We start from the raw sequence: 26,342 nt of genomic DNA on the forward strand, positions 1-26,342 counted from the left end.
ATCCGCCAGACTGCGGTTTCCTGAGCGGGGCAGGCGGGAGCCGGAAATCCAGCAGACGTCCGGCGGCGAGCGCCCTGCCGCTCATGAAGTCCTTAAGCATTCAGCCGGGTCGTTTGCGGCCCGCCCCGTTCCATGTCGTTTGAAGCTCAACTCGCTGACATCTCCGCCAAAGTCGAAGCCGGCCAGCGGCTCACCGCCGAAGATGGCCTGTTTCTCGATCAGCAGGCCGACCTGCTGACGCTCGGCCGGCTTGCGAATCTCGTTCGTGAGCGGAAGAACGGAAACGTCGCGTATTACAACACGAACGTTCACCTGAACCCCACGAACGTCTGCGTTTACCGCTGCACGTTCTGCGCGTTCCGCTCGGATCTCAAGTCGCCGAAGTCGTACGTCTTCACAGACGACATGGTTCGAGAACGGGTGCTCGAGGCCAAGGCACAGGGGGCGACGGAGATCCATGTCGTCGGGGGACTGCATCACCAGCGGAAGTTCGACTGGTATGTGGACGTCGTCCGCGTGATCCATGAAACGTGGCCGCAGATCCATATCAAGGCGTGGACGGGTGTGGAGATCAGCTGGTTCGCCCACCTCACGAAGAAGCCGTACGATTGGATCCTTCAGCAGATGATCGACGCCGGTCTCGGCAGTCTGCCGGGAGGCGGGGCCGAAATCTTTGATGAATCGGTTCGCAGCCAGATCTGCGAACACAAGGCCGACTCCCAGTCGTGGCTCGACATCCACCGCGCGGCACACCAGCTTGGGCTGCGGTCGAATGCCACGATGCTGTACGGGCATGTCGAGCAGGCAAAGCACCGGATCGATCACCTGATGCGGCTGCGGGACCTGCAGGACGAAACGGGCGGTTTCCAGACGTTCATCCCCCTGGCGTTCCATCCGGAAAATACGGGGATGGCGCATCTTCCCAAGCCGACCGGTCACATGGACCTGCGGATGGTGGCTCTCTCCCGCCTGATGCTCGACAACTTCGACCACATCAAGGCGTACTGGATCATGCTCGGAGAGCAGACGGCCCAGGTGGCGCTCCGCTTCGGCGCTGATGACATTGACGGCACCGTCGTGCACGAGTTGATCTATCACGACGCGGGTGCGAAGACGCCGGAAGGGCTGACCGTGGCGCAGATTCATCGTCTGATTCGCGAGACCGGGCGCGAACCTGTCGAGCGGGACACGCTTTACCGCCGCGTTCACCGGACAGGCGCGGAGTGGACGGTGTCCGAGGCGATTTAGGTGTCCGAGGCGGTTTCGCGGTCGAGCCGCCTCCGGCGGAGCAAGGCCAACTGCCGAACGCGGGCGCCCGATTTCATTGCCGTGCGCTCAAGCGAAGTCAGGCCGATCCGATCCGGTGCTTGAATGCGATGGCAGTCGCTGTTGCGTAGGCCCGGCAGTGCGAGATCGAGATCAGCACTTCGTCGATCCCGAGGGAGGTCGACATTTCTTTGGCGCCGCCATTCAGCTTAATGATCGGCTGGCCGCTTTTCTGGGAAGCGACTTCGATGTCCCGCCAGCCGACGCCTTTGCTGAAACCAGTGCCGAGCGTTTTCATGACGGCTTCTTTGGCGGCCCAGCGTCCGGCGTAGTGCTGCATCGCCAGTTTGCGTTCCTGGCAGTAGAAGATTTCGCCTTCGGTAAACACGCGCTGGAGAAAGAGTTCTCCGTGGCGTTCGATCATCTCGCCAATGCGAGTCACTTCAACGATATCCGTCCCGATCCCGACAATCATCCTGGTTCCACCCCGAGTCTGCTTTCTTCCATTGATCGCCCCGGGCCACGCCCGGACGCGATCACAGCGTTCCAGAGTGACAGGCCGGCTTCCTCGCGTCGAGCATCCGGCGGCCAATGGCGACGCCGGCGATCACGAGGAGCACCTCCACGGCAAAGGCGGGGGCGGCCGAGCGTGGATCGAGTTTGCCCAGCGCGGAATACCGATGTGCGAGGTAGCGATCCCAGTCGCTGCGGCGGGCATCGAGTTCGCGTTCCATCTGGTCCGCGAGATCCTTGTGCTCACTCCCCTTGAGCATCTGGAGGGCGAGCAGCGCCTGCTGATTCGCTTCCGTGCCTGAGCCGCTGGCGGCCTGGAACTGGCGAAACCCTGACGCCGTCACCTGTCCATAGCCGCCGAGCGCCAGGGCGGTTGTCACCAGCCACACCGGTGTCGAGCGGGCCAGATGGAGCGAGCGACTGAGGGCGATGGAAATGCCTGCGGACGCGACTCCGAACGCGAGGGGCAGCAGAAACAGCGGCCGGGCCCGGCCGGGCAGGGCGGCGGTTGCGAGTGACAGGGCCCCGATGGCCAGGACCGTCGCGATCAGCCACATCCCGCGCGTGGCGAGCGGCGTCTTCGGAGATCCGGCGGTGGGAGGAGCTTCGTGCATCGAGTGGTTATACGGCGCGATCGACTGTTCAAGTTTAGCGATCATGCGGGCGGTGCCGCGATCATCTTTGCATCGTCGTGCTGCTTCCTCCGGCCGTTTTTTAAGGGAAATGAACGTCACGGCGCGGTTGTGGGCGTGACGGGTGGCCGGGCATAGCGCCATTGTGGCATTTGATTGTGGGACCACTTGCGCGGCCCGCGCGGATCGTGCTGAGTCGCGCGTCGCGGGTTCCATGCGACCTGCATCCTGATACGGAAACCAACGTTCCGGACGGCGGTCGTCATCCGATCCTTTTCAGGACAGGACTCTTTTCGCACGGATGGGATGGCCGCTCGATACTTTGGAGCAGGACCTGGCAGCGCTCGACGTCGACGTCGAATGATTCTTTCGACAGACGTTGCCGCCCCCGTTGCGCCGGCGACTCCAGAGCCACCCGCCCGAAAATCCCCGGTCTCACGAAGTCAGACGCCCACCCCGACCCGGATCGTGACACCGCTCAACTCGTTGATCCGCCCTCAACCGTGGATCAACTGGCTGGTGGTCGCCTTCGGTCTCGTTCTGTGGGCCGGCGTCCTGCGACTCGGCTGGACGGTCGATCATTCAGACAGTGGCCTGAAGGAGGTCATCGGGCTGAGGGCAGGGCGACTGACGCGACTGTTCGCGGCAACCTGCCTGCTGGGGGTGACCCAGTTGTCACTCGTGACGTTGTGGTATCGCACGCACAGCCGAAAAGATTTCCAGGGTCAGTACCGCGTGTGGATCTGGTCGAGCCTGACTTGGGGCCTGCTGTTTGGCTCTGCGATCACCGGCTGGCATATCTCGTGGTCCAGCTCGCTTGCCGCTCAACTTCCCCATCGCCTTCAGCCCCTCGCGGAAATGGCCTGGCTCCCTGTCGCCGCGATTCTGGCGGGGACAGCCTGCAGGCTTCTCTCGCGGGAAATGGCCTGCAGTACGGCTACGCGGTGGCTTCTGAACAGTGCAACTCTCGTGGGCACGCTGACTGTGCTCCTGGAGGTCGCCACCGGCTTCTTCCCGCACAGTGTTGTGCGACTTCTCTGCAACGCGACGGGGGCGCTCTGGCCGCTGTTGATGGCTTCGGCCCTCCTGCACCATGCGCGGTATGTGATTCACGTCTCCAACGAGGCGACCCCGTGGGCCGTCCGGGCCAGCCGACTCTCGCCGGTCGTCCGTCAGGTCTGGGCGGAAGTGCTCCTGCTCGGGCCATCAAGGGCGACGCTGGCCCGGTCACTTTCCCCGCAGAAGCTCTGGCAAATGACGCTGCGCGGAGCCCGTTCCTGCCGGGCGCTGTCGCGAACCGCCTGGAGCCTGATCGCGCGACGTCTCTCCAGTCGCAGGAAAGAGACTCAGGAGGCGGGCGCGACTTCGCGTCGCAAGGCGGCCCCGTCGCTCCCGGTGGTCGCTTCATCGAACGAATCGCCCGGAAAATCGGCGCAGAAATCCGCCACAAAAGCCCTGAAGTCGGCGTGAATTCCCGGGTCCGGCGTCGAACCACGGCCCGCGTACGATTGACGGCGCAGGCCGTTCTCCGAGAATCCGCGTCTCACCTGCTTTGAGACGTGAATGCCTGAAAAGCCCCGCTCCCGTGCTGAACTGAACTCGCTCGAGGCGCCAACACCTGCGCCGAAATGGGTGAGGTACCTGGCGTACACGGTGGTCGCCCTGTTTGGCACGACGTGCCTGACCTGCGGCTACCTGCTCTATCTCGCCAAGCCGACGGTTTCGAACGACCCGGCCTATGCGCAGTTCACCGCGGAAAACATCGTCACCTTCACACCGGCCCAGGGCTATCTGCCGAAAGGGGCCATTGAATGGCCGCTCCTGTCACTGCTGAAGATGCGGGCCGCGTACTTCGAGAAGCCTGAAGTCGACGGCATGCTCGTCCTGATCGAAGTGGGGAGCGATGCGCTGCAGGGGAACGAGCGGGTCGAGCGATATCTCGAGTCGATGCTGCGCGAAAAGAATGGCATCAGCGATGCGCTGCAGGTTCAGCCGCTCGTCAAAAAGGAATTGGTGAAGGTTCAGGGGCGCGAGCGGCAGTTCGACCTCTCGGAAGCGCTCGATCCTGTCACGAACGTCCGCTACCGGCTGATCGAGGGGACCGTCCAGAGCATCCTTGGACGACCTGTTTTCATCGGCCTGCGATACAAGCTCGATGCCGAGTCGGACATGACCGGCCGCCTCCCGGACGACATCCGCAAGATGCTGGAATCGATCAACTGAATCGGTGTCAGGCCGCCTGGCGTGTTTCGACGGCGGTTGCCCCGAGGATGACATCCAGCACGGTGTCCGCGTCGGTCGTCAGCCAGCGTCGTCCGGGATCGTCGTCCGCCGGCGTCGGCGCTTCGAGAACCCGGTCATAGTCCCAGTGATCAGAGCCGATGGCCATGCCGGCATCCTCGAGGTGGACCGCGTTGGCCTGTTGCTCCCATTGATCGGGCAGCGGGACGACGCAGACCGGTTTACCGAGCAGGAACCCCTCGGCCGGCGTGGTCAGCCCGGCTGTCGTGATGACGCCCCGGCTGGAGGCGAGGTCCAGCAGCATCTGCTGGCGGCTGGATGGCTGAAAGCGGACATATCCCGCCTGGCCGCGTGGAAACGCGTCGAATCCGTAGGCGCGAACGGGAATTCGCCGGTCGCTGGCCCACGCAATCAGGCGCTCGGCCTCGCCGTCCATCACAAAGGAATGGTTGTAGACGACGACATGGTCCCCGACGGTCGGCCGCAACGAGAAGAGTTCGGGCCGGATGACTGGAGGAACGCAGCGGTGGGACTGCGGGGAGTAGTGGTAGCCGTGTTTGCGATCGGCCCCGAGAGTAAACAGCCGGATCATCGTGCGGACGAGCCGGGCGTGAATGGATGTCGGGGCCGGAGTTGGAACGGCCGGATCGAGGAGGGCGACCTGCCGGCAGACGGAAACGACCTCGCACGGCGGGTCGAGCAGGGGGGAGGCCGTCAGCGGCTCAAAATCGCTGATGATCAGTCGCGGCTGGAATTCCTGGATCATCCGCCTGAGCGACTTCAGGCTCTGGAGCAGCGCGGGAGAGGAATGGAACCAGTTCCGGAGGGTCCTGCCGACGTCCGCATGCCCGTTCTCGATGGCGTAAACGAGGCCAGTCACGTGCTGGTGCCAGGAGAATTGATAGTTCGCCGGAGGCGTCGGTCCGGAGGAGATGACGCGCACGTCGTGTCCGCGGGCCTCAAGCAGCGGCACGAGGACGGCCGCCTTTCCGAGATGTCCCTGGCCCTGGCTGTTGCAGCCGTAAACAATCCGCATCCGAGCGTCCAACGAGGCCGGGCGACAGAAGGAGCGCCCTCCATCCATGCGCGTCGGCCGGCCGGGCCGGTCAACTTGACCCTGTTTCCTCATTCCGGAGGGCCTCGGCGAGAGGCATTGAAGCTCTGCCGCAACCTTCCCCCCGAACTCTCCAATCCGCGGCTTGTCCCGGCCGACGGGACACCGGTACTCTTCAGGAACCGTTGCAGTTCCGACCCCTGACGAGGGCAGCATGAGGCGTCGCGAGAAGTTCGGTTTCCAGTTGGCATTCGTCGCGATGGCGATCTGTCTGTGCGCCCCGGCATCCGACGCGGCCGAGCCGCATCTCAAGTTCCTCTCCGGCCTTAAGGAACGCGGCTATTTCAACACCGCGCTCGAATACCTGCAGACACTCGAGAATGACCCTGCGACGCCGGCAGATGTCCGGACCGTCGTTCCTTACGAGCGGGCACAGATCCTGATCCACGGCGGAGGCGGGGCCGTCTCGCTCGAGGAGCAGCGTGCCCAACTCGACCTGGCGGAGACGAACCTCGATCGCTTCATCAAAGCGGCCCCGACGCATCCGTACGTGGCTCGCGCGAACGCCGATCGGGCGGATCTTCTGAAGCGGAGAGCCCAGGTCGACGTGTGGGATGCCGATGCGTCGAGCCAGCCCGCCCAGCAGCGTGAATTGCAGACCCGCGCCCGCACTTTTCTGACGCAGGCGCAGGCCATCATCGGGGCGGCGGTGACGCAGCATGAAAAGGCGTTCAAGGAGTTTCCGACGTTCATTCCGGAGTCCGAGAAGGAACGCCGCGCGGCCCGCGACGAAGCGGCCGATCGCTACATGCTCGCGCAGCTCGACGCGGCCGAGATCGCGTACTGGCACGCAAGAACCTTTCCGGCGGGAAGCGACGAACGGAAGAAGGCGTTGACGGCGGCTCGCGCCGCTTTCGAGACCGTCGCCCAGAAATACACGCAGGGCGTCGCGGGTGTGTACGCACACCTGTGGGAGGGAAAATGCTTTGAAGAACTCGGCGAGGCCGGGAAGGCCCTGGGGATCTACAAGCAGGTCCTCGATCACGAAGACAATCAGTCGGTGATGTTGAGCCTGAAGGACACGGCCCTGCATTTTCGCCTGGTCTGCCTGAACACCGATCAGCGGAAGGATTACGGCGTCGTGATCGACGAAGCCGAGGGATGGCTGCGTCAGAATCCCGGTCGCGCGTCCACCCCTTCTGGGATCGGCATCCAGTGGGAGCTCTGCCGGGCGCTCGAATCGCTCGGCAACGAGCGGACCCGCAGCGAAACCCAGCGCCGGGCGGACCTCAGCCAGGCGATGGAGCGGGCGCGAACGGTCAGCCGCCTCGGCGGCGAGCACAAGGCGCAGGCGGCCCGCATGGTCCAGCGGTTGACGGTCGCTCTTGATCGCAAGGGGGCCGTTCCTCGTGATTTCGAAGGCGCCTATGCCGCTGGATCGGCGATTGTCGAAGAAGCCGGAAAATCGGGGGACGCCTACCGCACGGCCGTCGCCAACGGTGACACCAAGGCCTCGGCCGAAATCATGCGCACCCTTCGCGCCTCGGGCGACGAGGCGGCGAAGATGTTCACTCTGGCCCTCTCACTGCGCACGCCGCGGACCGAGCCGGAGAAATCGGCGACAGCCCGCCTGCAGCTGGCCTATGCCCGCTTCCTGCAGGGACGGTATCTCGACTGTGCCGTCATTGCCGATCACCAGATGCGAACCTACGCCGGTGAATCCCAGGACGTGGCCCGCGAAGCGGGCTTCCTCGCGATGTCGGCCCTCGATGCCGCGCTTGCTTCCGGCCCGCGCGGAGCGGCGTTCGAATCCGACTGGATGCGGTCCATCGGGGAGCACATGATTGCCAAATGGCCCGAGTCGGATCGCTCTCACGAAGCCAAAATGCTTCTGGGGCGTTCGGCGTGGAACCAGCAACAGTTCCTCGAAGCGGCGAAATGGTGGACCGCAGTTCCGCCGGCGGCCTCGCAGTTTGCCACGGCCCAGATCAGCGCGGGCCAGGCGTACTGGAAACGCTACGTCGAGGCGTCGCAGATGCCCGCGGCGGAGCGTCCGTCCAGCGAAGAATTGAACGGGTGGAAATCGCAGGCGGTCAAGGCGCTGGAGCGAGGTGTCGCGCAGCGGCAGTCGAGTCTTTCGAGTTCCGCTGCCACGCCCGACGATCTCGTGCTCGGAAAACTCGTTCTCGCCCAGATCCGGAACCTGGATGGCCAGTACAACGGCCCCGGAGGACGTGATGGTGCGATTGAACTGCTGACGAAAGCTCCGCATTCGGTGATCGCCGCGGTGACTGTCGAAGAAGGAGAGGCCCGGCCGGCAGACGGCTCGAAAGCGAAAAGCGCGAAGGTCGCGAGTTTCGCCTATCAGCAGTTGCTGCGGAGCTATGTGGGAATTCGCGATCTGAAGGCCGCACGCGATGTGATGCAGAAGCTGGAACTGGTGGCCGGATCCGACAATCCCCAGGCGCTGACGGCGATCTACGTTGAATTCGGTCGTGAGCTGCAGCGGGAATTCAATCAGCTCCGCGCGATCGGCCAGTCCGAGCGCGCAACCAAGACCCGCGAAGCCTTTGAGGACTTCCTGAACGACCTTGCGGCCCGTTCCGAGGGGCAGTCGCTGACGTCGCTGCTCTGGATTGCGGAGACGTATGCGGGCCTTGCGGACGATGCCCGCAACTCATCAGAGAACTCGCAGACATATGTTCAGAAGAGTGCGGAAATCTACTCCCGAATTCTGAGCCGGGCCGACGAACCGGGTTTCCTGCCGTCGCCGACTTACAAGGTGGCCATTCGTTTGAACCTGGCGGTGAACCAGCGCCGGCAGAAGGATTTCACCGCCGCCGAACAGACATTGAATGGTCTCCTCACCGAGAACGCATCCGCTCCGGACATCCAGGCCGAAGCGGCCACGCTTTACCAGGAATGGGGCATTTCGGAGGGAGCCGAGGGGCAGACCAAGGTGTTGATTGCGCTTTCCGGTCGTCGCGCACCGCCAGAAGTGTGGGGCTGGAGCAAGCTGATCCAGCGATTGCAGCGGGAGCCCCCCGCGCGTCGGACAGAGGCGCTGAACCGGCTGCTGATCGACGCCCGGGCCAATCATGCCGCGGCGGCGATCGCCATGGCCGGGCTGGTGGCCGCCCCTCAGGACAAGAAGCACCACCTCGACGTCGCGCGGCACGCGGTCTTCTCATTCATTCGCTCGACTCCCGAGGTCAGCGCAGAAGATTACGACCGCTTCAACCGCCTCTACGCATCGATCCTCAAGGATTCCCAGCAGCCCGTGACGCCCTTGCCTCGCGATCCCGCGAAGCTGGTGCAGCCTGCCACCAGCAGCCCGGTCGCGGCCACCGCGTCAAGCGCCGAGACGGCCAGGCAGACCCCGGCCACGGCGCTGGTACCTCCGGTGAAATCGGGGTCGGCGCTCCTCGTGCCCCTGATCATCGGCGTCGGCCTCGCCGCCGCCGGCGGCATGGTCTTCTACTGGTATAAGCAGCAGTCGGAAAAGCGCCGGCGGCGCCTCGAGAGGCGACGATCGGCCGGAACTTCAAAAAGCCCGGCATAGCGCACTCGACTGTCTCCATCGAACCATTCCTTCGATCTTTCAACGGAAAAATCCCGTGATGGCTTCCCGGTCCCTGATCGCCACGCTCGTTGTAGTCGCCGTTCAGAGCCCTCTCTTCGCGATCGATCTCGTGCATCGCAAGAGTTCCGACAAAACGGTGGGCGGCGAAGTGACGAAGAACACTCGCGAAGGCGTGACCGTTACGCAACAGGTCGGCATGAAGGAGGAAATGGTCCCCGCGGCCGACATCGCGTACATCGAGTGGGATGCGGAGCCCGGTCCGGTAAAGCTCGGGCGCGGCAGCTCGACGACAGGCGCCTACGACGAGGCGATCAAGCAGTACCAGGAGGCGGTGAAGGCCGTCGCATCATCGAAGGAGGGCCTCAAGGTCGACGTCCAGTTCGGATTGGCGCGTGCCATGGCCCGGAAGGCGATTCGCTCGGGAGAAGAGCTGCCGGACGCCGTCGCCGCGATGAAGGCATTTGTGAATGCCAACCGCGAAAACTTCCGGTACTACGAATCGGAGCTGCTGCTGGGAGAGCTGAGTCTCGCCTCGAACGATTTCGCGTCCGCCCGGCAGGCCTATCAGTCGGCCGCCGAATCGTCGTCGGGCGAGTTCCAGCGGGCGGGCAAGATCGGAGTCGCTCGCGCGACGCTCGGTCGTGGCGATGTGGCCGCCGCCAAAGCGCTCTTCGGCGAAGTGGCCGCGCTGCCGACCGGATCGCCTGCGGAAGAGAGCAGCCGGTTGGAGGCGATCCTTGGTCAGGCGCTCTGCCTGCTGCAGGAGAAAGATCACGCCGGAGCGCGCAAGCTCGTCGACAAGGTGATCGAAGAAGCGAAGCCGCAGGATGCGGCGATTCAGGCGGAAGCCTATCTGCGACAGGGGGACCTGCTGGCTTCGGACGGAGCGAATCCGAAGGCGGCCATCCTGGCCTACCTGCATGTCGACGTGATCCCCGAGTTTGCCGTTCAGCGGGACATGCACGCCGAAGCGCTCTTTCAACTGGCCAGGTTGTGGCCGGCCGTCGGTGAAGCGGATCGTGGTGCCGATGCGGCGAACCGCCTCAAGTCGCAGTATCCCGATAGCGCCTGGAATCGTCGGCTGACGGGGAAGTAGGAGGGCGTCTCACCTGCCGTCGCGGCGCGCGAGTCGATCCCCGGACAGCCTCCGGGGTCTGCGATGGTGAACGCGTGATCTCGCGGGCGCGTCGTCTCAGGGCGCCTTGGCCGCATGGCTTTGTTTGAGGATGTCGGCCAGGCCGAACTCAAAGACGAAGTTCTTCTGATCGGCGGCCGCTCCTGCAGTCTCGGCATCGAGGTGCGAGAAGATGATCTCGCATTCGGCAACGAGCTTCTCGCCGACGTGGGCCTGCAGTTCGACAAGGCCTCCTTCATCGCGCGCTTCGATCAGCTTCGCGGAATAGATGAGCGTGTCGCCCGGGCGAACCCAGTGATGAAACTGGACCTTTGGCACTTTCGCGAGCACGACGATGTGCTCGAAATTCGACTTCTCGCCGAGAAGGATTCCGCCCGTCTGCGCCATGCCTTCGAGCATCAGCGAACCGGGCATCACCGGGAACCCCGGATAGTGGTCGTGCAGGTGCTCCTCGGCGAGCGTGACGTTCTTGATCGCCTTGGCGCTCTTGCCGCTCTCGAATTCCAGGAAGCGGTCGATCCAGAACCAGCGCATCGGTGAAACTCCGGGTGAAAACAAACGAGGCCGGATGATGAATCCGGCCTCGGCAACGTGCAAGCGGTCCGCGGAAGGACCGGCTCGATGAACTCAGCCAAGCTTTCCGGCGATGAACTTGCAGACCATGTCGACGGTGAACAGGTCCTGGATGTTTTCGACCTTCGGATTCGCGGCGAGCTTGTCGATGTCCGCGTGCGGCATGCGCTTGCGGAGTTCGGCAATGCCGGACGGCGTGATCGCGCCGTCCTGGACGAAGCCCGAGTCGGCGGCGGTGATGTTCTCGGGGAACAGTTCGCCGCGGGGGATCTTGATGTCGAAGTTCTTCTCGAGCCGGAAGACGATGTCGAGGAAATCGATCGATTCGGCGCCCAGGTCGCCGATCAGCGTGGCCTGCGGCGTGACTTCATCGTCGTCGACGCCGAGGGCGTCCACGAGAGTTTCACGAACCTTTTCAAACACCTCTTGTTGTGACGCCATGGAAAGCTGCTCCCGAAAGCGAGTTCGTCCGCGATTTGGAGGGGGACGTTTCGCCGATGCACCAATATGAACTCACCACGGCGGGCCGCGCGATGGTGCGTGGCCGGCCTGCCGTCTCCACATGTCCGGTCGTCTCGTCCCACCGCTTGCGCGGACCCACGGGACGAAAAGCCGGGTCTCTAGAATCTCCGGTCAGCGCCCTGGCGTTTCATGAACGGAACTCCTTCCGTCCCTGCGCCGCCCGGGCCTGGGCCGGCATCTCCAGTTGTCGTCTTGTCTTAAAATCCGCCGAGTGTGAGGCCGCCATCAACGGTCAGGGTCACCCCCGTGACGTAGGACGCCTCATCGCTCGCCAGGAACAGCACCGCGTTGGCGATGTCTTCCGGTTTCCCGAGCCGCTTCAGCGGAACACCGTCCTTGATCTTCGATTCCGCTGCATTGCGGACGGCCTGAGTCATATCGGTTTCAATGAATCCGGGGGCCACAGCATTCACTGTGATATTTCGCCGCCCGATCTCGGTCGCCAGGCAACGCGTCAGGCCCTGGATGCCGCCTTTGCTGGCTGCATAGTTCACCTGACCCTGGTTGCCGAACTCCGCCGCGACGCTCGACATATTGATGATCCGGCCGTAACGCTGGCCCATCATCTGCCGCACCGCTGCGTGACAGAAGTTGTAGACGCCCGTGAGGTTTGTGTCGATAACAGCCTGCCAGTCCGGGCGTTCCATCGTGGCGAGCAGGCCGTCTTTGATGATGCCGGCGTTGTTCACGAGGATGTCCAGGCGGCCCCACTTCGCGACGACTTCGGCCACAATGCGGTCCGAGTCTTCCGTGGACGCCACATCTCCTTGAATGGCAATGACTTCGCGTCCCTGGGCGGTCTGCTCGGAGGCGAGGGCATTGGCTGCCTCCTGGCTTCCCTTGTAGACGAACGCCACTTTAGCCCCTTCGCGGGCCAGCGTCTCCACGATGGCCCGGCCGATGCCGCGGCTGCCGCCAGTGACGAGTGCAACTTTCCCTGAAACTCTCATGTTCCCTGCTTCCTGATGTCCGGAAGGGTTGATCGGTGACCGCGGACGAACTGCGAAATCTGCAGTTGTCGTGGATCAGCTGCCCTTCCAGAGGACTGCGAATTCCTTGCGGAGAGACTCCACCCCCCTGGCATCCGAGGAGGCCAGTGCGGGATTCTCCGTCTTCTGGTTGAACTGTTCCAGGATCAGCCGCGCGCTGACCGTCGACACGCCGTCCACGCTGCCGTTGGCTTTGAACGTGTACTGGTGGCCGTTCTGGCTTTGGATGACCGACTCAATCTCGAGGGTCTGCCCCGGACGCAGGAAATTGTTGAACTTCACGGCCTTGGCTTCGCGCAGCAGCACGGTGCTGTACTCGAAGTTTTCCGTGTGACGCATCAACCAGGCGGACGACTGCACGAGTGCTTCGACCATCAGCACGCCCGGCATCACAGGGAATCCGGGAAAATGGTCCTGAAGATACTCCTCGGCGAGAGAGAGCAACTTGACCGTCGTGATCTTGCGACCGGCTTCGAGGGACGAGATGCGGTCGATCAGCGAGAATCGCACGGACGAAAGCCTTGATGGCCAGGGCGAATGAAAAGCGGAAAGTCTATCGGGGGACAGGTTTCAAGCAAGTCTGAGTTCCTGCTTGCAAGGGGGATCCCCTCAGTTCGACCCCGGGCAGCTGCCGATTCTGCGCCAGATGGTCACGACAGGGCCATCCGTGACCGTGTTGACGTTGCGTTGGCCGGAAAAGTCCGCGTAAGTTCCCGCCCCTTCGTGCGGGCCGTTCCCTTCCCTTGCCGGTTTTTTGCCCCCTGCCGACACGAATGAACGGACGTCGAACTTTCTTGCGCCGCCTGGCCACCCTTGTGGCCGGTGTGGGCAGCCCTGTCTGGATGACCTCCTGCGGAGCGCTGATCCATCCCGAACGCGTCGGACAGCCCCGGACCGGACGTCTCGATCCCAGCGTTGTCCTGCTCGACGGCCTCGGCCTGTTGCTGTTCCTGGTTCCGGGCGTCATCGCGTTCATCGTCGACTTTGCGACCGGCGCCATCTACATGCCGCCGGAACACTACGGTCTCAAAGATGATCCGGAGCGGACGACGAACGGGCTCGTGAAGATCCAGGTCTCGGAACCCCTCACACGTGAGCGCGTCGAGCAGGTCGTCAGCCGGGCCAGCGGGCGCCCGGTCGAACTGAAGCCCGGCGTCTACCGGGCGGAGTCAGTGAACTCGCTGAAGGAATATCCCCAGGCGGTGGCGCTGCTGGAATCGCGCTCGGCCAGCGCGGAAGTGATTTTCCGCTGCCAGTCCCCCTGAACCCGTTTACGGCTTCTCTTCCCGGATCCGCTTGATGACGTGGTCCAGGATGACAGGGACATAGACAACCGTGGTGACGTGATCGCCCGGGAGGCGGATGTGGTGGTCATCCGCGAGGCCGGCGGCCTTCTTCAAGGCCAGGGCGCTGGCGATGGGAACCACGCGGTCGTGCTCGGCCGAATACAGCCACAGCCTGTCGGGATTCATTCGCCCCGCCAGTCGTGTCGGCTCGACCTGCCACATAAGGTCCCGCAACTTCTCGCCGGTGAACCCGGCCTCCTCGAGTCGCCGCCTGAGTTCGGCCGCCTCACGCTCTCCGCTCTGCAGCATCGAATACAGGTCGCCGCCTGCCACCATGATGAAGACCTGATCGAAACCGCTGTCGAGGCCGGCCGTGGTGGACGCGACAAACCCTCCGAGGCTGGTCCCCTGGAGCGAGATGCGGGCCGGGTCGATCCCCGGCAGTGCGGCGACGGCGTCCCGGGTGCGGCGCACATCGGCAATTCCCTGTCGCATCGCGAGGAGGAACTGGTCGCCGGTCGGTTTCCGGTTCCCCGTTCGGCGGAGGCCGTAGTTGGGAAGCTGCACAAGGAATGCATGCACGCCCTGGCCGGCGAACAGCCGGGCAAAGAGTTTTCCAATCGGCATCGAAGAGCCCGACTCGTGGACCACCACGATCGCTGGTTTAAGTCCCGGCGCATCATCCTTCGGCGCCTGGTACCACAGCACGGCGACACGGTCATTGACTGCGTTGCCCGAGTTGATCGGAGACGGAAATCGCAGGACGGCCTGATGATTGGCGTCTTCAGATGCCGCCGGTTCACAGTTCACTTCAAAGGACTGCGGTTTCCAGCAGAGTCCGTCAAGGCAGGCCTGCACGTCGTCACTCGCTGCCGGCTTCGGGGCGAGCGTGTCGATCGCCATGAAGCGTTGCGTCTCTTCGCCGCCGGCAATCCGGCCGGCCAGCACAGCAATGACGAACCAGGCGAAGCGCATGGCGTTCCCATGTGGAAGAGGGACCAGCAATCGCCGTCTCACGGCGCAGGGCGATTCGGGAGCCATCGTAAGTGCCCCGTTTCGACAATCCAATTCGTCGCCGCCGGCTCGCGTCGTCAACCTTCCAGAAGGTCACGAAAGCGACTTGGCTGCGACCGCAGATACTGTTTCGCGGCCTTGACGCGGGCGCCGAGGTGCGCGGCCGCATGCCAGGGCCAGCGCGGGTCGTACAGAATCGTCCGTGCGATCGCGACGAAATCGGCATCGCCGTTGGCGATGATCGCTTCCGCGTGGTCGTAACTCGTGATCAGTCCCACTGCGATCGTCGGCAGACCGCTTCCTTCCTTGACGGCCCGCGCCAGCGGAACCTGGTAGCCCGGTGCGACAGGTATCTTCTGCGCCGGGGTCAGGCCGCCGCTCGAAACGTGAATCGCGCTGCAGCCTCGCTCACGAAGTGCATTGGCAAACGCGATTGTCTGTTCGACATCCCACCCGCCGTTGGCCCAGTCCGTTCCGGACACCCGGACACTCACTGGCCGGTCCGCGGGGAAAGCCGCTCGCACTTCCTCGAAGACTTCCAGCGGGAACCGCATCCGGTTTTCGAGGCTCCCGCCATAGACGTCGTCGCGCTGGTTGCTGAGGGGCGAGAGGAATTCGTGGAGCAGATAACCATGGGCCGCATGGATTTGGACGGCGTCGAGTCCAAGCCGTGCCGCACGGCGGGCCGCCTGGGCGAATGCCTCCCGGATTCGCCGCAAACCTTCCGTGTCGAGCGCCGCGGGAGGATGTTCGCCTTCCGAAAAAGCGAGTGCAGAGGGCCCGACCGTCTGCCAGCCGCGGGGCTCATCCGGACGGAGCTGCTTTCCTCCTTCCCAGGGCACCCGGCAGGAAGCCTTCCGCCCCGCGTGGGCGAGCTGGATCGCGATCGGCATGTCGGAATACCGGCGCACTGATTCGAGCACGCGCCCAAGTGCCGACTCGGTGTCATCCGACCACAATCCCAGGTCATCCGGGCTGATTCGTCCTTCCGGCAATACGGCCGTCGCCTCAATGGTCAGCAGCGCCGCGCCGGAGAGTGCGAGTTGCCCGAGATGGATGAGGTGCCAGTCCGTCGCTCGCCCTTCGTCGGCCGAGTACTGGCACATCGGGGCGATGATGATCCGGTTCCGCAGCTCGAGCGTTCCGGCCCGGGCGGGAGTGAACAGTTTGCTCATGGCTTGTCGATCCCTTCGTCCGAATCATAGTGCGGTCCGCAATGCGACCACCCCGTTGCCTCGCCGTCGGCAGTGAGAGAGGGAACTGCGTTCGCCGTTCACGGTTCGTTTCCCGGAGCTCGTGAGGTAGTTCGAGAATGCTGCAACCACGATGCCCTCGTACCGCGTGCGTTGGCTCGTGAGCCGTCCCCCCCTAAGATTCCATGCTGCGTCTGCGATTGGCACGGGCCGGTTGCGCTGATGTCAAGGTCCGCATTGAAGGTGAACAGCCCGATGGCACTCGTTCTCCCGAATCCACCGGTCCACTCACGTCGATATCGCGGTCGGGCCGGCCGCGCTCTGGTGGTCGCTCTCGTCGTGCTCTGCGTCACTGGTTCGGCGATCCTTCCCGGATTCATGAAGGCGCAGGACGCTCCGCAGAATCCACTGCCAGGGCGATTCCCCGCACCGAGCCTCGATGGCGGGGTGGAGTGGCTGAACACGTCGGGCCCGATCGACCTGAAAGACCTGCGCGGCAAGATTGTCCTGCTCGATTTCTGGACCTATTGCTGCATCAACTGCATTCACGTTCTGCCCGACCTCAAGTACCTCGAGAAGAAGTACGACAAGCAGCTCGTGGTGATCGGAGTGCACGCCGCGAAGTTCTCGAACGAGAAGGAAACCGAGAACATCCGCCGCGCAATCCTGCGGTATGAGATCGAGCACCCGGTCATCAACGACGCCAACATGGTGATCGCCCGGAAGTACCAGTTCAGCAGTTGGCCCACGCTGGTGCTCATCGATCCCGAGGGGAACTTCGTCGGCCAGCAGCCGGGCGAGGGGCATCGCGAGATCTTCGACGAAGTGATCGGGAAAATGGTCGCGTTCCACAGGGCCAAGGGGACGCTCGATGAAACGCCGGTGAAGTTTGCTCTCGAGCGGCACCAGGCGCCGATTACGCCTCTCAGGTTTCCGGGAAAGCTCCTGGCCGATGCCGCCAACGACAGGCTGTACGTCTCCGACAGCAACCACAACCGCATCGTCATCAGTACGCTGCAGGGCGACCTGGTCGATGTGATCGGGACGGGAGCGATCGGCAAGAACGACGGCGACTACGCAGTGGCGACGTTCGATCATCCCCAGGGGATGACCCTGGTTGGCGACACGCTCTATGTCGCCGACACCGAGAACCACATGATCCGCGCGGTCGATGTCAAACGGCGCACGGTGTCGACGTTTTCAGGAACCGGTGAACAAGCGCGGCTGCGCAGCAAAGGGGGAGCGCTGACGAAGACGGCCCTGAACAGCCCGTGGGCGCTCACGCATCTCGATGGCGTCCTGTATGTCGCCATGGCCGGTCCGCATCAGTTGTGGTCCCACAAGCTCGGCACGAACCGGATCGAGGTATTTGCCGGCTCGGGCCGGGAGGACATCCTCGACGGCACGCGTGACGATGCGGCCCTGGCGCAGCCCTCGGGCATCACGACGGACGGCCAGTCCCTGTTCTTTGTCGACAGCGAAGGTTCAGCGGTGCGAAAAGTGAGCCGCGGATCCTCCGGACGCGTGGTCACCATTGTCGGCCCGCACGATTTCCCGCAGGGACGGAGCCTGTTTGAATTCGGCGATATCGACGGCGCCGCTGATGATGTCCGCCTGCAGCATCCGCTCGGAGTCGTTTTTCATGAAGGCGCGCTGTTCGTGGCGGACACCTACAACCACAAAATCAAGCGGGTCGATCCGAAAACCCGCGACTGTGAGACCTGGCTCGGCGCCGGCAAGCGAGGGCAGGGGCTCGACCCGGTCGAACTGTCCGAGCCGGCCGACATGTTGATCGTCGGCGACCGCATGATCGTGGCGGATACCAACAACCATCGGCTTCTGTCGGTCGACATGAAGTCGCGGCATGCTGAAGAATTCATCATCAAAGGGCTCGCCGCCCCGCCACCTCCCAAAATTGAAAGCGACGCGGACGAGGCCTCGGGGAAACCGGTCACCGACCTGGCGGAGACGACGGTCAAGTCGTCCGGCCCCCTGGAAGTCGAGGCGACATTTACGCTCCCCGAGGGCTTCAAGCTGAATACGCTCGCTCCGCAAACGGTGCGGTTGTCGTCGCCGGCCGGCCAGGGACTGGTTGCTGCAGAACACCTCGATTCGAAGCTGGAAGCGATGATTGACGGCAACGCAGTGCGCTGGACGATCCCGATTTCCGGGAGCGGTCAGGCCACGTTTGAATTGACGCTCTCTTATTCGTATTGTCGCGACGGAACGGGCGGCGTGTGCAAATTTGGCACGGCCCGCTGGCGGCTGCCAGTGCGTGCGACCGCCGAGGCCCCGGCCAGCAAGGTCTCACTCAAGGTCGATCCGTCGGCGAACTGACCGCTGGATCGGCCGCGACCCTCCGCGGATGATTGTTTGTCGCGTTGTTGTTGTTGATTGCCTGAAAGGCTGTGGATGGCTGATTCATTGACGATTACCGATAACCGAACCGGCAAGTCCTACGACTTGCCGATCACGGACGGAACCATCAAGGCGAATGACCTGAAGCAGATCAAGGCCGGGCCCGACGATCTGGGGCTCGCTTCGTACGACCCGGGCTTCCTCAACACCGCCGCCACCCGCAGCGCCATCACCTACATCGATGGCGACAAGGGCATCCTCGAATACCGCGGCTACCCGATCGAACAGCTGGCCGAGAAGAGCACCTATCTCGAGACCGCGTGGCTGCTCCTTAATGGAGAACTCCCCACCGAGCAGCAGCTCGTCGATTGGGAGAACGACATCGAGACCCACACCATCGTCCATGAGAACCTCAAGCGTCTCATGGAGGGGTTCCGATACGACGCTCATCCCATGGGCATGCTGATCTCCAGCGTGGCGGCGCTGTCGACTTTCTACCCGGAAGCCAAGCAGATCCGCGACCCCGCGATCCGGCTGCGGCAGATTCACCGGCTGATTGCGAAGGTGCCGACGCTTGCCGCCTTCTGTTACCGGCACAGCCTCGGGCTGCCGTACAACTATCCGCGGAACGAACTCGGCTACACCGAGAACTTCCTGGCGATGCTCTTCCGGATGACCGAGAGCCGGTTCGATCCCGATCCGGTCCTCGCCCGGGCCCTCGATATCCTGTTCATCCTCCACGCCGATCACGAGCAGAACTGCAGCACCGCGGCCATGCGGGCGATTGGCTCGTCCGACGTCGATCCTTACAGCGCGTATGCCGGAGCGGCAGCCGCGCTGTATGGTCCGCTGCACGGCGGAGCGAATGAAGCGGTCCTGCGGATGCTGGAATCGATCGGCGACGTCAAGAACGTGCCGGGCTTTATCGAGCGCGTGAAGAATCGCGAAGTCCTGCTGATGGGCTTCGGGCACCGCGTCTACAAGAACTACGACCCCCGCGCGACGATCATCAAGCGGACGGCCGACCAGGTCTTCGAAGTCACGGGCCGCAATCCCCTTCTCGAGATCGCTCTCGAGCTGGAGAAGATCGCGCTCAACGACGAATACTTCGTCAAACGCAAGCTCTATCCGAACGTCGACTTCTACTCCGGCCTGATCTACCAGTCGATGGGCCTGCCGGTCTCCATGTTCCCTGTCATGTTCGCGATCCCGCGGACGGCTGGGTGGCTTGCCCAGTGGCAGGAGATGCTGGAAGACCCCGAGCAGAAGATCGCCCGGCCCAAGCAGATCTTCACCGGCCATGCGCGGCGCGATTATCCCGCAGAGCGGAAGTAGGGCTCAGACGCCGGTCTCGAGAATCTGGTCGCAGGCGTCCTCTTCCGAGAGGACGCTTGTGAACCGCACGCCGTAAAGAAACATCTCTGTCGAGCGATTGCGGATGTCGGTGTGACGCTCCGTCGTCCGGCTGCAGATCTGCGCCTCGATAAACTTGCTTCCCAGCCTGGGGAGCAGGAACTTCAGCAGCAGGCGTGAGCCCTCGATCGGCTCGCGCGACATGATCCTCGCGCCGCCGGGCGAGAGGTCTCGCGTCCAGCATTTCCGCAGTTCAAAGTCCGTGCCCGTCTGGACACGAACAAGCGTTACGACGGTCTGGTAGGGAAACCTGCGCTCGCGACGCCGCTCCGCGCCCCTGGGCGCCTTCGTCCCGTCGGTTCCCGGTAATTTCGATCCTGCCGCGTCCGACGTTCCTTCGTTCTGTACAGTCACGGCGATCGCCATGGTCACTCCGGTCATGGAAGGGCCCGCGCAACCTTAGGTTGCGGAAAGTCACCGGGCCCGCGGAGCGCCCCTGCCTGTGTCATCCGGGAGGGAAGTCGACAGCGGTTGATCTGGTTTTAACGGTCAGGCGGCGATCCGCAGTGCGATCTCGTCGGCATTCAGCGACACGATTGCGATTCCCAGCTTGTCCGCCAGGGCCACCACCTCGGGTTCATCCAGGAGGATGGTCATGCCCGCCTCGATCGCCAGCACACGCGCGCCCGATTCCCGCATGGTCTGAAGCGTCTGCGTACCGATTGTCGGTACGTCGAATCGGCGGTCCTGCTGCGGCTTCGCAGTCTTCACCACCGTCAGGCCCCCGCGCCGGCAGAGCGTTCCAGCCCGGCGGATGCATTCATCCGTTCCCTCAATGGCTTCGATGGCGATGACAGCCGTGTCATGGACGACGACCGTCTGGCCGACGTCGAGCCGGCCCATTTCCTTGGCCAGCTCCCAGCCGAACCGAATGTCCTTCCACTGGGCGGCCGTGGGCTGGCGCCTCGTCAGGAATCCATGTTTCACGAGCAGCTCCGGGCAATAGTCCAGGGCGGAATGAAATTGAATGCCGTCCCGCTCGAACTCGCGGATGACCGCCAGCAGCAGCGTGTCATCCTTCTTGTCCCGGCGGCAGTGACGGAACCACATGGCCGTGGTCCGCCAGTCCGGCAGCAGGCGAAAGATCCGCATCGGATCGAAGAGTTGTTTCTTGTCGACCTTGCCCGCCATCACGGCTTCGGTGACCCTGCGGCGCTTCAGGAAGCGGATGGCGCGGCCGACCTGGGCCATTGGAATCCACTGCAGGCGGTCACAGTGTTCGGCCAGTTCTTCGCTGGCCATTCCCGAGATGCCGACACACTGCACGGCATACCCCTGGCGGCGCGCCTCCCGCGCAAAATGGACCGGGAATCTCCCCCAGCCGGCGACGAGGCCGATGCGACGTCCCTGGCCGGGGCGGAGAGGCAGAATGTCGGGAAAGTCGGACATGGAACGATGGACGGTTCGGCTTAAGCCGCGCTGGGCTGCTCCGCATGTTCTCCCGAAGCCTGCTGTCGCTGCAGTTCGGCGACCTGCTTCGTGAGGGTTTTGAGTTGCTGGAGGATGTCCGGCAGCTTGCTGACGTTCAGCAGCATGCGGAAGGTGTCTTTCTCGGGCTGGCACGGAACGCCGATCTGGTGCGAGCCGTCCGGGATGTCGTTCATGACGCCCGCCTTGGCGCCGAGCGTCGACCCGGTTCCCAGGTGCAGATGGTCGGCAATGCCGACCTGCCCGGCGCACCGCACGTAGTCGCCTGAGGTGACCGATCCGGCCAGGCCGACCTGTGAGGCAAAGGCGTTGTGTTTCCCGAGGCGGCAGTTGTGCCCGATCATGATCAGGTTATCGAGCTTCGTTCCCTCGCCGATGCGCGTCTCCCCGACCATCGCCCGGTCGATCGTGGTGCACGCGCCGATTTCGACATCGCTTTCGATGACGACCGTGCCGGTGTGCGGAATCCGCTCGTAGCGTCCGTCGGCGAAACGATAGCCAAACCCGTCGGCTCCGATCACCGCTCCTGAATGAATGATCGAACGGGCGCCGATTGAGATGTCGTGATAGAGGACGGCGTTGGCGTGCACGATGACCTCTTCTTCGAGTCGGCAACCGTCGCCAACAACTGCGCCGGGACCGATGTCGCACCGGTCGCCCAGGACGGCATGCTCACCGACGTAAGCGCCCGGAAGAATATTCACGTCACGGCCGATTTGAGCGGTCGAGGAGACATGGGCTCCTGGCGAAATGCCCGTCGTCGCTCTCGGCTTGAGGGGCCGAAACAAAAGCATGGCCCGAATGAAAACCGCCTGGGCATCGTCAGCGACAAGCCAGGTTCGCGAGGCGTCCAGCGAATCGCCCAGCTTTCGGGGAACGACAATGGCCCCAGCGCTCGATTGGGATGCCTTGCCGAGCTGCTTGCGGTCGCCGACGAAGGTGACATGCTCGTCCCCGGCCTCGCTGAGTGGGCGCACGTCAACGAGTCGACGCGTCGGATCGCCGAGAACGGCGCATCCGAGTTGCTGGGCGAGTTGTTCAACCGTGAACGCCATCGACGGACTCCATTCCGCCTCAAAATGATCCAGACGCAGACCGCAGTCCGCCGCAGGTTTCTAGCAGAATGTGCCAATGTGCCTCAATGTGGATCGCGAATCGGAATCCGCGGCTATGGAACGTCCGAGATTCTGCGGAGTTGATCGCTTAGAGGCGTGGCTGACGACTGGCTTTCAATGGGCGGGGGAGGCCGCGAAACGAGCCGGTCTTGTCCGCCGTTGCGATTGAGGTCGCTCGGCGGAACAGGCCGCGGCTCGCTGGAGACTCTCGAATTCTGATGGAAAGGGGCTGCGATTCAGTTGCACTGGCCGGCACGCCCGCTATGTTGTGAGACTGAGTCTCAGTTGCAGTGTTGGGCGGCGAGGGGGTCGCCCGGTGCCAGCGCTGGGAGTTGTTGCAGTCGCCCTGCGCCTGAAAGAAAGGCCCTTGTCTTGCTGGCTACCCCCTCACGTCGCGCCCATCCCAGGCGCGGCTTCACGCTCATTGAGCTCCTCGTCGTCATCGCCATCATCGCGATTCTCGTCTCGCTGCTGCTCCCCGCAGTCCAGCAGGCCCGCGAGGCCGCTCGCAAAACCCAGTGCCGCAACAATCTCAAGCAGATCGGCCTCGCGCTTCACAACTTCCATGATGCGCGCACTGAGTTTCCGCACATGTACCGGCACAGTCCGCGTCCCACGACGTCGACGGCCTGCCCTTCGGGCCGGAATCCGATGGCGCTCCTGCTGCCCTACCTGGAACAGCAGAGTTTCGACACGAGCACCGAGGTTCGGACCGCGCTTCAGAACACCCTGTTGCCGGTCTACCGTTGTCCGTCAGACCCTGTTCCCGGCGGCGCTCCGATCACCTATGCCTCCTACGGTGTCAATTCCGGTGACACCTATTCCTGGGCGTGGATGTGCAACGGGCAGCCCGCCAGCATGGCCGTCCCCTATTGCGCCTACTTCAAGGCGAGTCGCCCCTACTTCGGCGGCCTCATCGACCCGGCGGGCATGACCTGCATGCAGCGGAGCGGTGGCCGCACAGTCCGATTTCGTGACATTACGGACGGGACCTCCAACACGATCGCATTTGCGGAGCGCTGGGGAGCTGTGATCCATCCGGTCACCAAAGCGCGGAACACGCAGTACTCGGCGTTCATGTCGTCCTGGGTCGACACCTACGCCACCTTCCCGGTCAGTGCCTCCACCAGGCTCAACAACCATCTCGATCCCGACTTCAGCGAGATTCAGATCTGGTCGGGATACTGGAGTTCCATGCGATCCGAGCACGCCGGCGGCGTGATGGTGCTCCTGGCCGATGGTTCGGTCCGGTTCCTCAACGAGTCGATCAATCGCGAAACGACTGCGGACGACATGTTCCAGTACCCCGTGGGAACGGGATCTCCTTCACGAGGCGGGTCGCACCCGACGGCTTCGGGCCGAGTGTTCCGCGCCATCGCAGTGCGCGACGATGCGGAGGTGATCGGTGAGTTCTAGTCCGCAACCCGTGTGGAAACGCATTGTCACGGGAGCTGTTGTTGTCATCGGGATGGTCCTCCTGGTGCGACTGGGCGCGATGGCGATGGGGTCGTTCCGTTCGGAAGAAGCAATGCCGATGGAGCAGGTCCGCGCCATTCTGAAGAAGGGGGCGGAAGTGGAGCGGGAAATCTGGGAGAAATCCTGGAGAGAATCCGGCGCTCCCCCGCCGCCAGGCGGCTTCGACGCAGCGTGGAAACGAGCTCGCGGAACGATGCCCGACGGAGCGGAAGTCAAAGCGATTGATGCGGCCCACGGGCAGGGCTCCGCCTCATCGTCAGGACAGTCGCCGTCGCCAGCGTCGACCGGCAAGGCCCCTTGAGCCAATCGATCGACAGCAGAAGCCGCAGCTGGAAGCAGGGGTTGGGGAGGCAAGGATGTCTCCCTCGCTCTGCTCCCCGAATCAAAGGGTGTGTCCCCCGACCGTCTGGCCGCGCCTGCATCCTTCACCGCTGCCCTGCCGGGCGCCGCGTCGTCGCTGAACGCATCGAACGACGTGGCGTCTGGGAGGCGCTGCCGGGTCCGTCGCCCCCCTCGGCGACGGACCCGGTGGGCGGTGACGGGAGCCCGGGCGCGGTCCGGCGGCTTTCAGGGGCGCAAGTCGACTATGGGACTGTTTGGCCTGTCAGAAACCAGCCTCGCGATTCGGTCGGAATCCTGTACAGACTTTTGCCGGCCGTGATGTACAGCGTCGAGCCATCGTCGCCCCGGCCGAAGCCGCAGTTGGTGGGCACTTCCGGCGTCTTGAGGAAGGCAAGTTCCCGGCCCGTCGAGTCATAGACTCCGATGCCGAAACGAGATTCCGCTCGCACGGCGGCAAAGATCCGACCTTCCGAATCGACGGTCAGCCCATCAACGCCCGTTTCTTTGCCGAAGTCCTTGAGGATCCGCCGCTCGCCCAGATTCCCGTGGCGATCGACCGGAAAGGCGTTCAGCGTCATGTGGACCTTTCCGCCACCGGAACCTGCTCCCGGCACTTCGGGGAAACCGTTGTCGGTCTCGGCGACGTACAGCGTCGATGCATCGGGCGACAGCGCCACTCCATTCGGCTTGGTGATGTCGCGTGTGACCCGGACGACGTCACCCGTTCGTGGATCAAATCGGTAGACGCTCAGGTGGTCGATCTCAATCGGCTCGGGGCCTCCGTACCGCGGATCGCTGAAATAAATCCAGCCGCGGGGATGGATGTCGAGATCGTTGGGAGCATTCAGCCGCTTCCCTTCGAACTCCGAGACAAGCGGCTTCAGCTCTCCGGAATCGAGCACTTCGCAGACGGACTGGATTCCCCCGGCGGCTCCGCAACAGGCGATCAGGCGTCCCTGCAGATCAAATGTCAGCCCGTTGCTCTTCTTGCTGTCCGCACAGTGGACCGTTGTCGTTTTTGTTTTGGGATCGAACTTGAGGATTCGTCCCGGCGTCTTTCCCGCGATGTCGCTGAAGTAGATGTCCCCCTGCGGTGAGGAGGCGACTCCCTCCGTGAATTCCCCGTCAGACCACAGCAACTCCAGTTTCGCGCCGTCCGGAAAAACCGCCGCGGCGTCGGCCGCATTCAACGGCACGTCCGCGTTCAGGACGCACAACGCCAGCATGGCCACGGTTCGCACTGCTTTCACGACCCATCTCCTGAAGAATCGGACCCGGGAATTGCCGGCGGGGCGGACATGGGTTCCAATCCTCATCGAGCAGCCAGGACCATGCAAGGAACCTCATCGGCGGGCATGGCCAGGGTGATTCGATTCGAAGTGGAATGCAAAAAGACAGGGTGTGAGGACTGATGGACACGCTACAACTGGCGGTTGCGACCAGTGGACTGGGAGGCTCACTTCGTGATTCGATCGCTGTCGCCGCACAGAGCGGCGCCGGCGGCGTCCAGTTCGATCTCCGATCGGAAGTCACGGCCGATCAGTTCGGGGAGACCGCCAGTCTCCAGCTGCGCCACCTTCTCGGCGAATACTCCCTGCAGATCGCCTCGACCACGTTTCCGCTGAGAAGGCCGCTGTACGACCCGCTGGAGATCGATGGCCGCGTACACGTCGTGAAGGAAGCGATTCGACTCTGCGCTCGCCTGAAATGCAGGATTCTCACGTTGAGGGTCGGGCGAATTCCTGACCGGGAGGACCTCGAGAATCGTGCCCGTCTTCAGGGGGCCCTGGGCGACATCGCCCGTCTTGGCATGAAGGAAGGCGTCACACCGGCGATCACGACGTCCGGCGATGCCGTGAGCGAACTGCTGTCCCTTCTCGAAGAAGTGAAAGATGGCCCTGTCGGGATCGATCTCGATCCGGCGGGCTGTATCAGCGGACAGTTGTCGCCGATCGCCGTGTTGAAATCGCTCCACAACTCGGTTCAACACATCCAGGCGCGTGACGCGGTTCGGGACCTGGAGGCCGGCAGCACCGAAGTCGCGCTGGGGCGGGGGGAAACGCCCTGGGATGAACTCCTCGCGACGCTGGCCGACATGCGGTACGGAGGTTGGGTGACGGTCCGTCGCACCACGGGCGAGCAGCGTCGACAGGATGTTCTTAACGCGGTTCGTTACCTCCGCACCGTGGCCGCTGGCGGGTGAGCAGGG

At 63.5% G+C, this 26,342-nt stretch carries 24 protein-coding genes; 11 read left to right on the top strand and 13 right to left on the bottom strand.

From position 1 onward, the window contains the following. Window positions 1–132: 132 nt before the first annotated feature. The gene (mqnE, locus tag Pan44_RS24230) at window positions 133–1,248 is read left to right on the top strand and encodes an aminofutalosine synthase MqnE (RefSeq protein ID WP_145034323.1); all 1,116 of its coding nucleotides are present in this window, start codon (window positions 133–135) and stop codon (window positions 1,246–1,248) included. Between the two features lie 97 nt (window positions 1,249–1,345). Here mqnE and acpS read toward each other — a convergent pair whose 3' ends face one another. Further along, complete coding sequence (acpS, locus tag Pan44_RS24235; protein WP_145034324.1) at window positions 1,346–1,741, bottom strand: holo-ACP synthase; 396 nt, start codon at window positions 1,739–1,741, stop codon at window positions 1,346–1,348. Between the two features lie 61 nt (window positions 1,742–1,802). Continuing rightward, window positions 1,803–2,438, bottom strand: a complete 636-nt coding sequence (locus Pan44_RS24240) for a hypothetical protein (protein WP_145034325.1) — start codon at window positions 2,436–2,438, stop codon at window positions 1,803–1,805. A gap of 441 nt (window positions 2,439–2,879) precedes the next feature. On the opposite strand from Pan44_RS24240, the gene Pan44_RS24245 reads away from it, so the two are divergent. Next, the gene (locus Pan44_RS24245; protein WP_145034326.1) at window positions 2,880–3,881 is read left to right on the top strand and encodes a hypothetical protein; all 1,002 of its coding nucleotides are present in this window, start codon (window positions 2,880–2,882) and stop codon (window positions 3,879–3,881) included. 93 nt (window positions 3,882–3,974) lie between these two features. After that, window positions 3,975–4,634, top strand: a complete 660-nt coding sequence (locus Pan44_RS24250; protein WP_145034327.1) for a hypothetical protein — start codon at window positions 3,975–3,977, stop codon at window positions 4,632–4,634. A 7-nt stretch (window positions 4,635–4,641) separates the two neighbouring features. Here Pan44_RS24250 and Pan44_RS24255 read toward each other — a convergent pair whose 3' ends face one another. Further along, window positions 4,642–5,688, bottom strand: coding sequence for a glycosyltransferase family protein (locus tag Pan44_RS24255; protein WP_197453615.1), 1,047 nt, complete (start codon window positions 5,686–5,688; stop codon window positions 4,642–4,644). A 232-nt stretch (window positions 5,689–5,920) separates the two neighbouring features. On the opposite strand from Pan44_RS24255, the gene Pan44_RS24260 reads away from it, so the two are divergent. Then, window positions 5,921–9,268, top strand: coding sequence for a tetratricopeptide repeat protein (locus Pan44_RS24260; protein WP_145034329.1), 3,348 nt, complete (start codon window positions 5,921–5,923; stop codon window positions 9,266–9,268). Between the two features lie 58 nt (window positions 9,269–9,326). Then, on the top strand, window positions 9,327–10,385 hold the full coding sequence (locus tag Pan44_RS24265) for a tetratricopeptide repeat protein (protein ID WP_145034330.1): 1,059 nt from the start codon (window positions 9,327–9,329) through the stop codon (window positions 10,383–10,385). Between the two features lie 96 nt (window positions 10,386–10,481). Here Pan44_RS24265 and Pan44_RS24270 read toward each other — a convergent pair whose 3' ends face one another. The 4 genes from Pan44_RS24270 to Pan44_RS24285 all read right to left on the bottom strand — a co-directional run bounded on the left by Pan44_RS24270 (window position 10,482) and on the right by Pan44_RS24285 (window position 13,018). After that, window positions 10,482–10,958, bottom strand: a complete 477-nt coding sequence (locus Pan44_RS24270; protein ID WP_145034331.1) for a 3-hydroxyacyl-ACP dehydratase FabZ family protein — start codon at window positions 10,956–10,958, stop codon at window positions 10,482–10,484. 93 nt (window positions 10,959–11,051) lie between these two features. Further along, window positions 11,052–11,438 carry an acyl carrier protein gene (locus Pan44_RS24275; protein WP_145034332.1) on the bottom strand — a complete coding sequence of 129 codons (387 nt, stop codon included), beginning with the start codon at window positions 11,436–11,438 and terminating at the stop codon, window positions 11,052–11,054. Window positions 11,439–11,716: 278 nt separating this feature from the next. Continuing rightward, window positions 11,717–12,469: a 3-oxoacyl-[acyl-carrier-protein] reductase gene (fabG, locus tag Pan44_RS24280; protein WP_145034333.1), complete on the bottom strand. Its 753-nt coding sequence runs from the start codon at window positions 12,467–12,469 to the stop codon at window positions 11,717–11,719. Window positions 12,470–12,544: 75 nt separating this feature from the next. After that, a complete protein-coding gene (locus Pan44_RS24285; RefSeq protein WP_145034334.1) occupies window positions 12,545–13,018 on the bottom strand; it encodes a 3-hydroxyacyl-ACP dehydratase FabZ family protein in 474 nt (157 codons plus the stop codon). 263 nt (window positions 13,019–13,281) lie between these two features. On the opposite strand from Pan44_RS24285, the gene Pan44_RS24290 reads away from it, so the two are divergent. Continuing rightward, window positions 13,282–13,773: a hypothetical protein gene (locus Pan44_RS24290; RefSeq protein ID WP_145034335.1), complete on the top strand. Its 492-nt coding sequence runs from the start codon at window positions 13,282–13,284 to the stop codon at window positions 13,771–13,773. 6 nt (window positions 13,774–13,779) lie between these two features. On the opposite strand, the gene Pan44_RS24295 is transcribed toward Pan44_RS24290, so the two are convergent. Further along, window positions 13,780–14,769 (bottom strand): alpha/beta hydrolase family protein, encoded by a 990-nt coding sequence (locus Pan44_RS24295; protein ID WP_145034336.1) that lies wholly within the window; start codon window positions 14,767–14,769, stop codon window positions 13,780–13,782. 116 nt (window positions 14,770–14,885) lie between these two features. Further along, window positions 14,886–15,983, bottom strand: coding sequence for an NADH:flavin oxidoreductase/NADH oxidase (locus Pan44_RS24300; protein WP_145034337.1), 1,098 nt, complete (start codon window positions 15,981–15,983; stop codon window positions 14,886–14,888). Window positions 15,984–16,256: 273 nt separating this feature from the next. On the opposite strand from Pan44_RS24300, the gene Pan44_RS24305 reads away from it, so the two are divergent. Continuing rightward, window positions 16,257–18,338, top strand: a complete 2,082-nt coding sequence (locus Pan44_RS24305) for a thioredoxin-like domain-containing protein (RefSeq protein ID WP_145034338.1) — start codon at window positions 16,257–16,259, stop codon at window positions 18,336–18,338. Window positions 18,339–18,413: 75 nt separating this feature from the next. After that, a complete protein-coding gene (locus tag Pan44_RS24310; protein WP_145034339.1) occupies window positions 18,414–19,694 on the top strand; it encodes a citrate synthase in 1,281 nt (426 codons plus the stop codon). 3 nt (window positions 19,695–19,697) lie between these two features. Here the strand turns inward: Pan44_RS24310 and Pan44_RS24315 are convergent, their stop codons facing one another. The 3 genes from Pan44_RS24315 to lpxD all read right to left on the bottom strand — a co-directional run bounded on the left by Pan44_RS24315 (window position 19,698) and on the right by lpxD (window position 22,255). After that, on the bottom strand, window positions 19,698–20,153 hold the full coding sequence (locus tag Pan44_RS24315) for a PilZ domain-containing protein (protein ID WP_145034340.1): 456 nt from the start codon (window positions 20,151–20,153) through the stop codon (window positions 19,698–19,700). 108 nt (window positions 20,154–20,261) lie between these two features. Beyond that, on the bottom strand, window positions 20,262–21,161 hold the full coding sequence (locus Pan44_RS24320; protein WP_145034341.1) for an LpxI family protein: 900 nt from the start codon (window positions 21,159–21,161) through the stop codon (window positions 20,262–20,264). A 20-nt stretch (window positions 21,162–21,181) separates the two neighbouring features. Beyond that, a complete protein-coding gene (gene lpxD, locus Pan44_RS24325; protein ID WP_145034342.1) occupies window positions 21,182–22,255 on the bottom strand; it encodes a UDP-3-O-(3-hydroxymyristoyl)glucosamine N-acyltransferase in 1,074 nt (357 codons plus the stop codon). 432 nt (window positions 22,256–22,687) lie between these two features. Between lpxD and Pan44_RS24330 the strand changes: the two genes are divergently transcribed. Both Pan44_RS24330 and Pan44_RS24335 read left to right on the top strand, forming a co-directional pair. After that, window positions 22,688–23,731, top strand: coding sequence for a DUF1559 domain-containing protein (locus Pan44_RS24330; RefSeq protein WP_145035175.1), 1,044 nt, complete (start codon window positions 22,688–22,690; stop codon window positions 23,729–23,731). Beyond that, a complete protein-coding gene (locus Pan44_RS24335) occupies window positions 23,721–24,092 on the top strand; it encodes a hypothetical protein (RefSeq protein WP_145034343.1) in 372 nt (123 codons plus the stop codon). The genes Pan44_RS24330 and Pan44_RS24335 overlap by 11 nt, the downstream gene beginning before the upstream one ends. 283 nt (window positions 24,093–24,375) lie before the next feature. Here the strand turns inward: Pan44_RS24335 and Pan44_RS24340 are convergent, their stop codons facing one another. Beyond that, window positions 24,376–25,383, bottom strand: coding sequence for an SMP-30/gluconolactonase/LRE family protein (locus tag Pan44_RS24340; protein WP_197453617.1), 1,008 nt, complete (start codon window positions 25,381–25,383; stop codon window positions 24,376–24,378). 161 nt (window positions 25,384–25,544) lie between these two features. Between Pan44_RS24340 and Pan44_RS24345 the strand changes: the two genes are divergently transcribed. Beyond that, on the top strand, window positions 25,545–26,336 hold the full coding sequence (locus Pan44_RS24345) for a sugar phosphate isomerase/epimerase family protein (RefSeq protein WP_145034345.1): 792 nt from the start codon (window positions 25,545–25,547) through the stop codon (window positions 26,334–26,336). Window positions 26,337–26,342: the final 6 nt, after the last annotated feature.

This window comes from Caulifigura coniformis, from assembly GCF_007745175.1.
Taxonomy (GTDB): Bacteria; Planctomycetota; Planctomycetia; order Planctomycetales; family Planctomycetaceae; genus Caulifigura; species Caulifigura coniformis.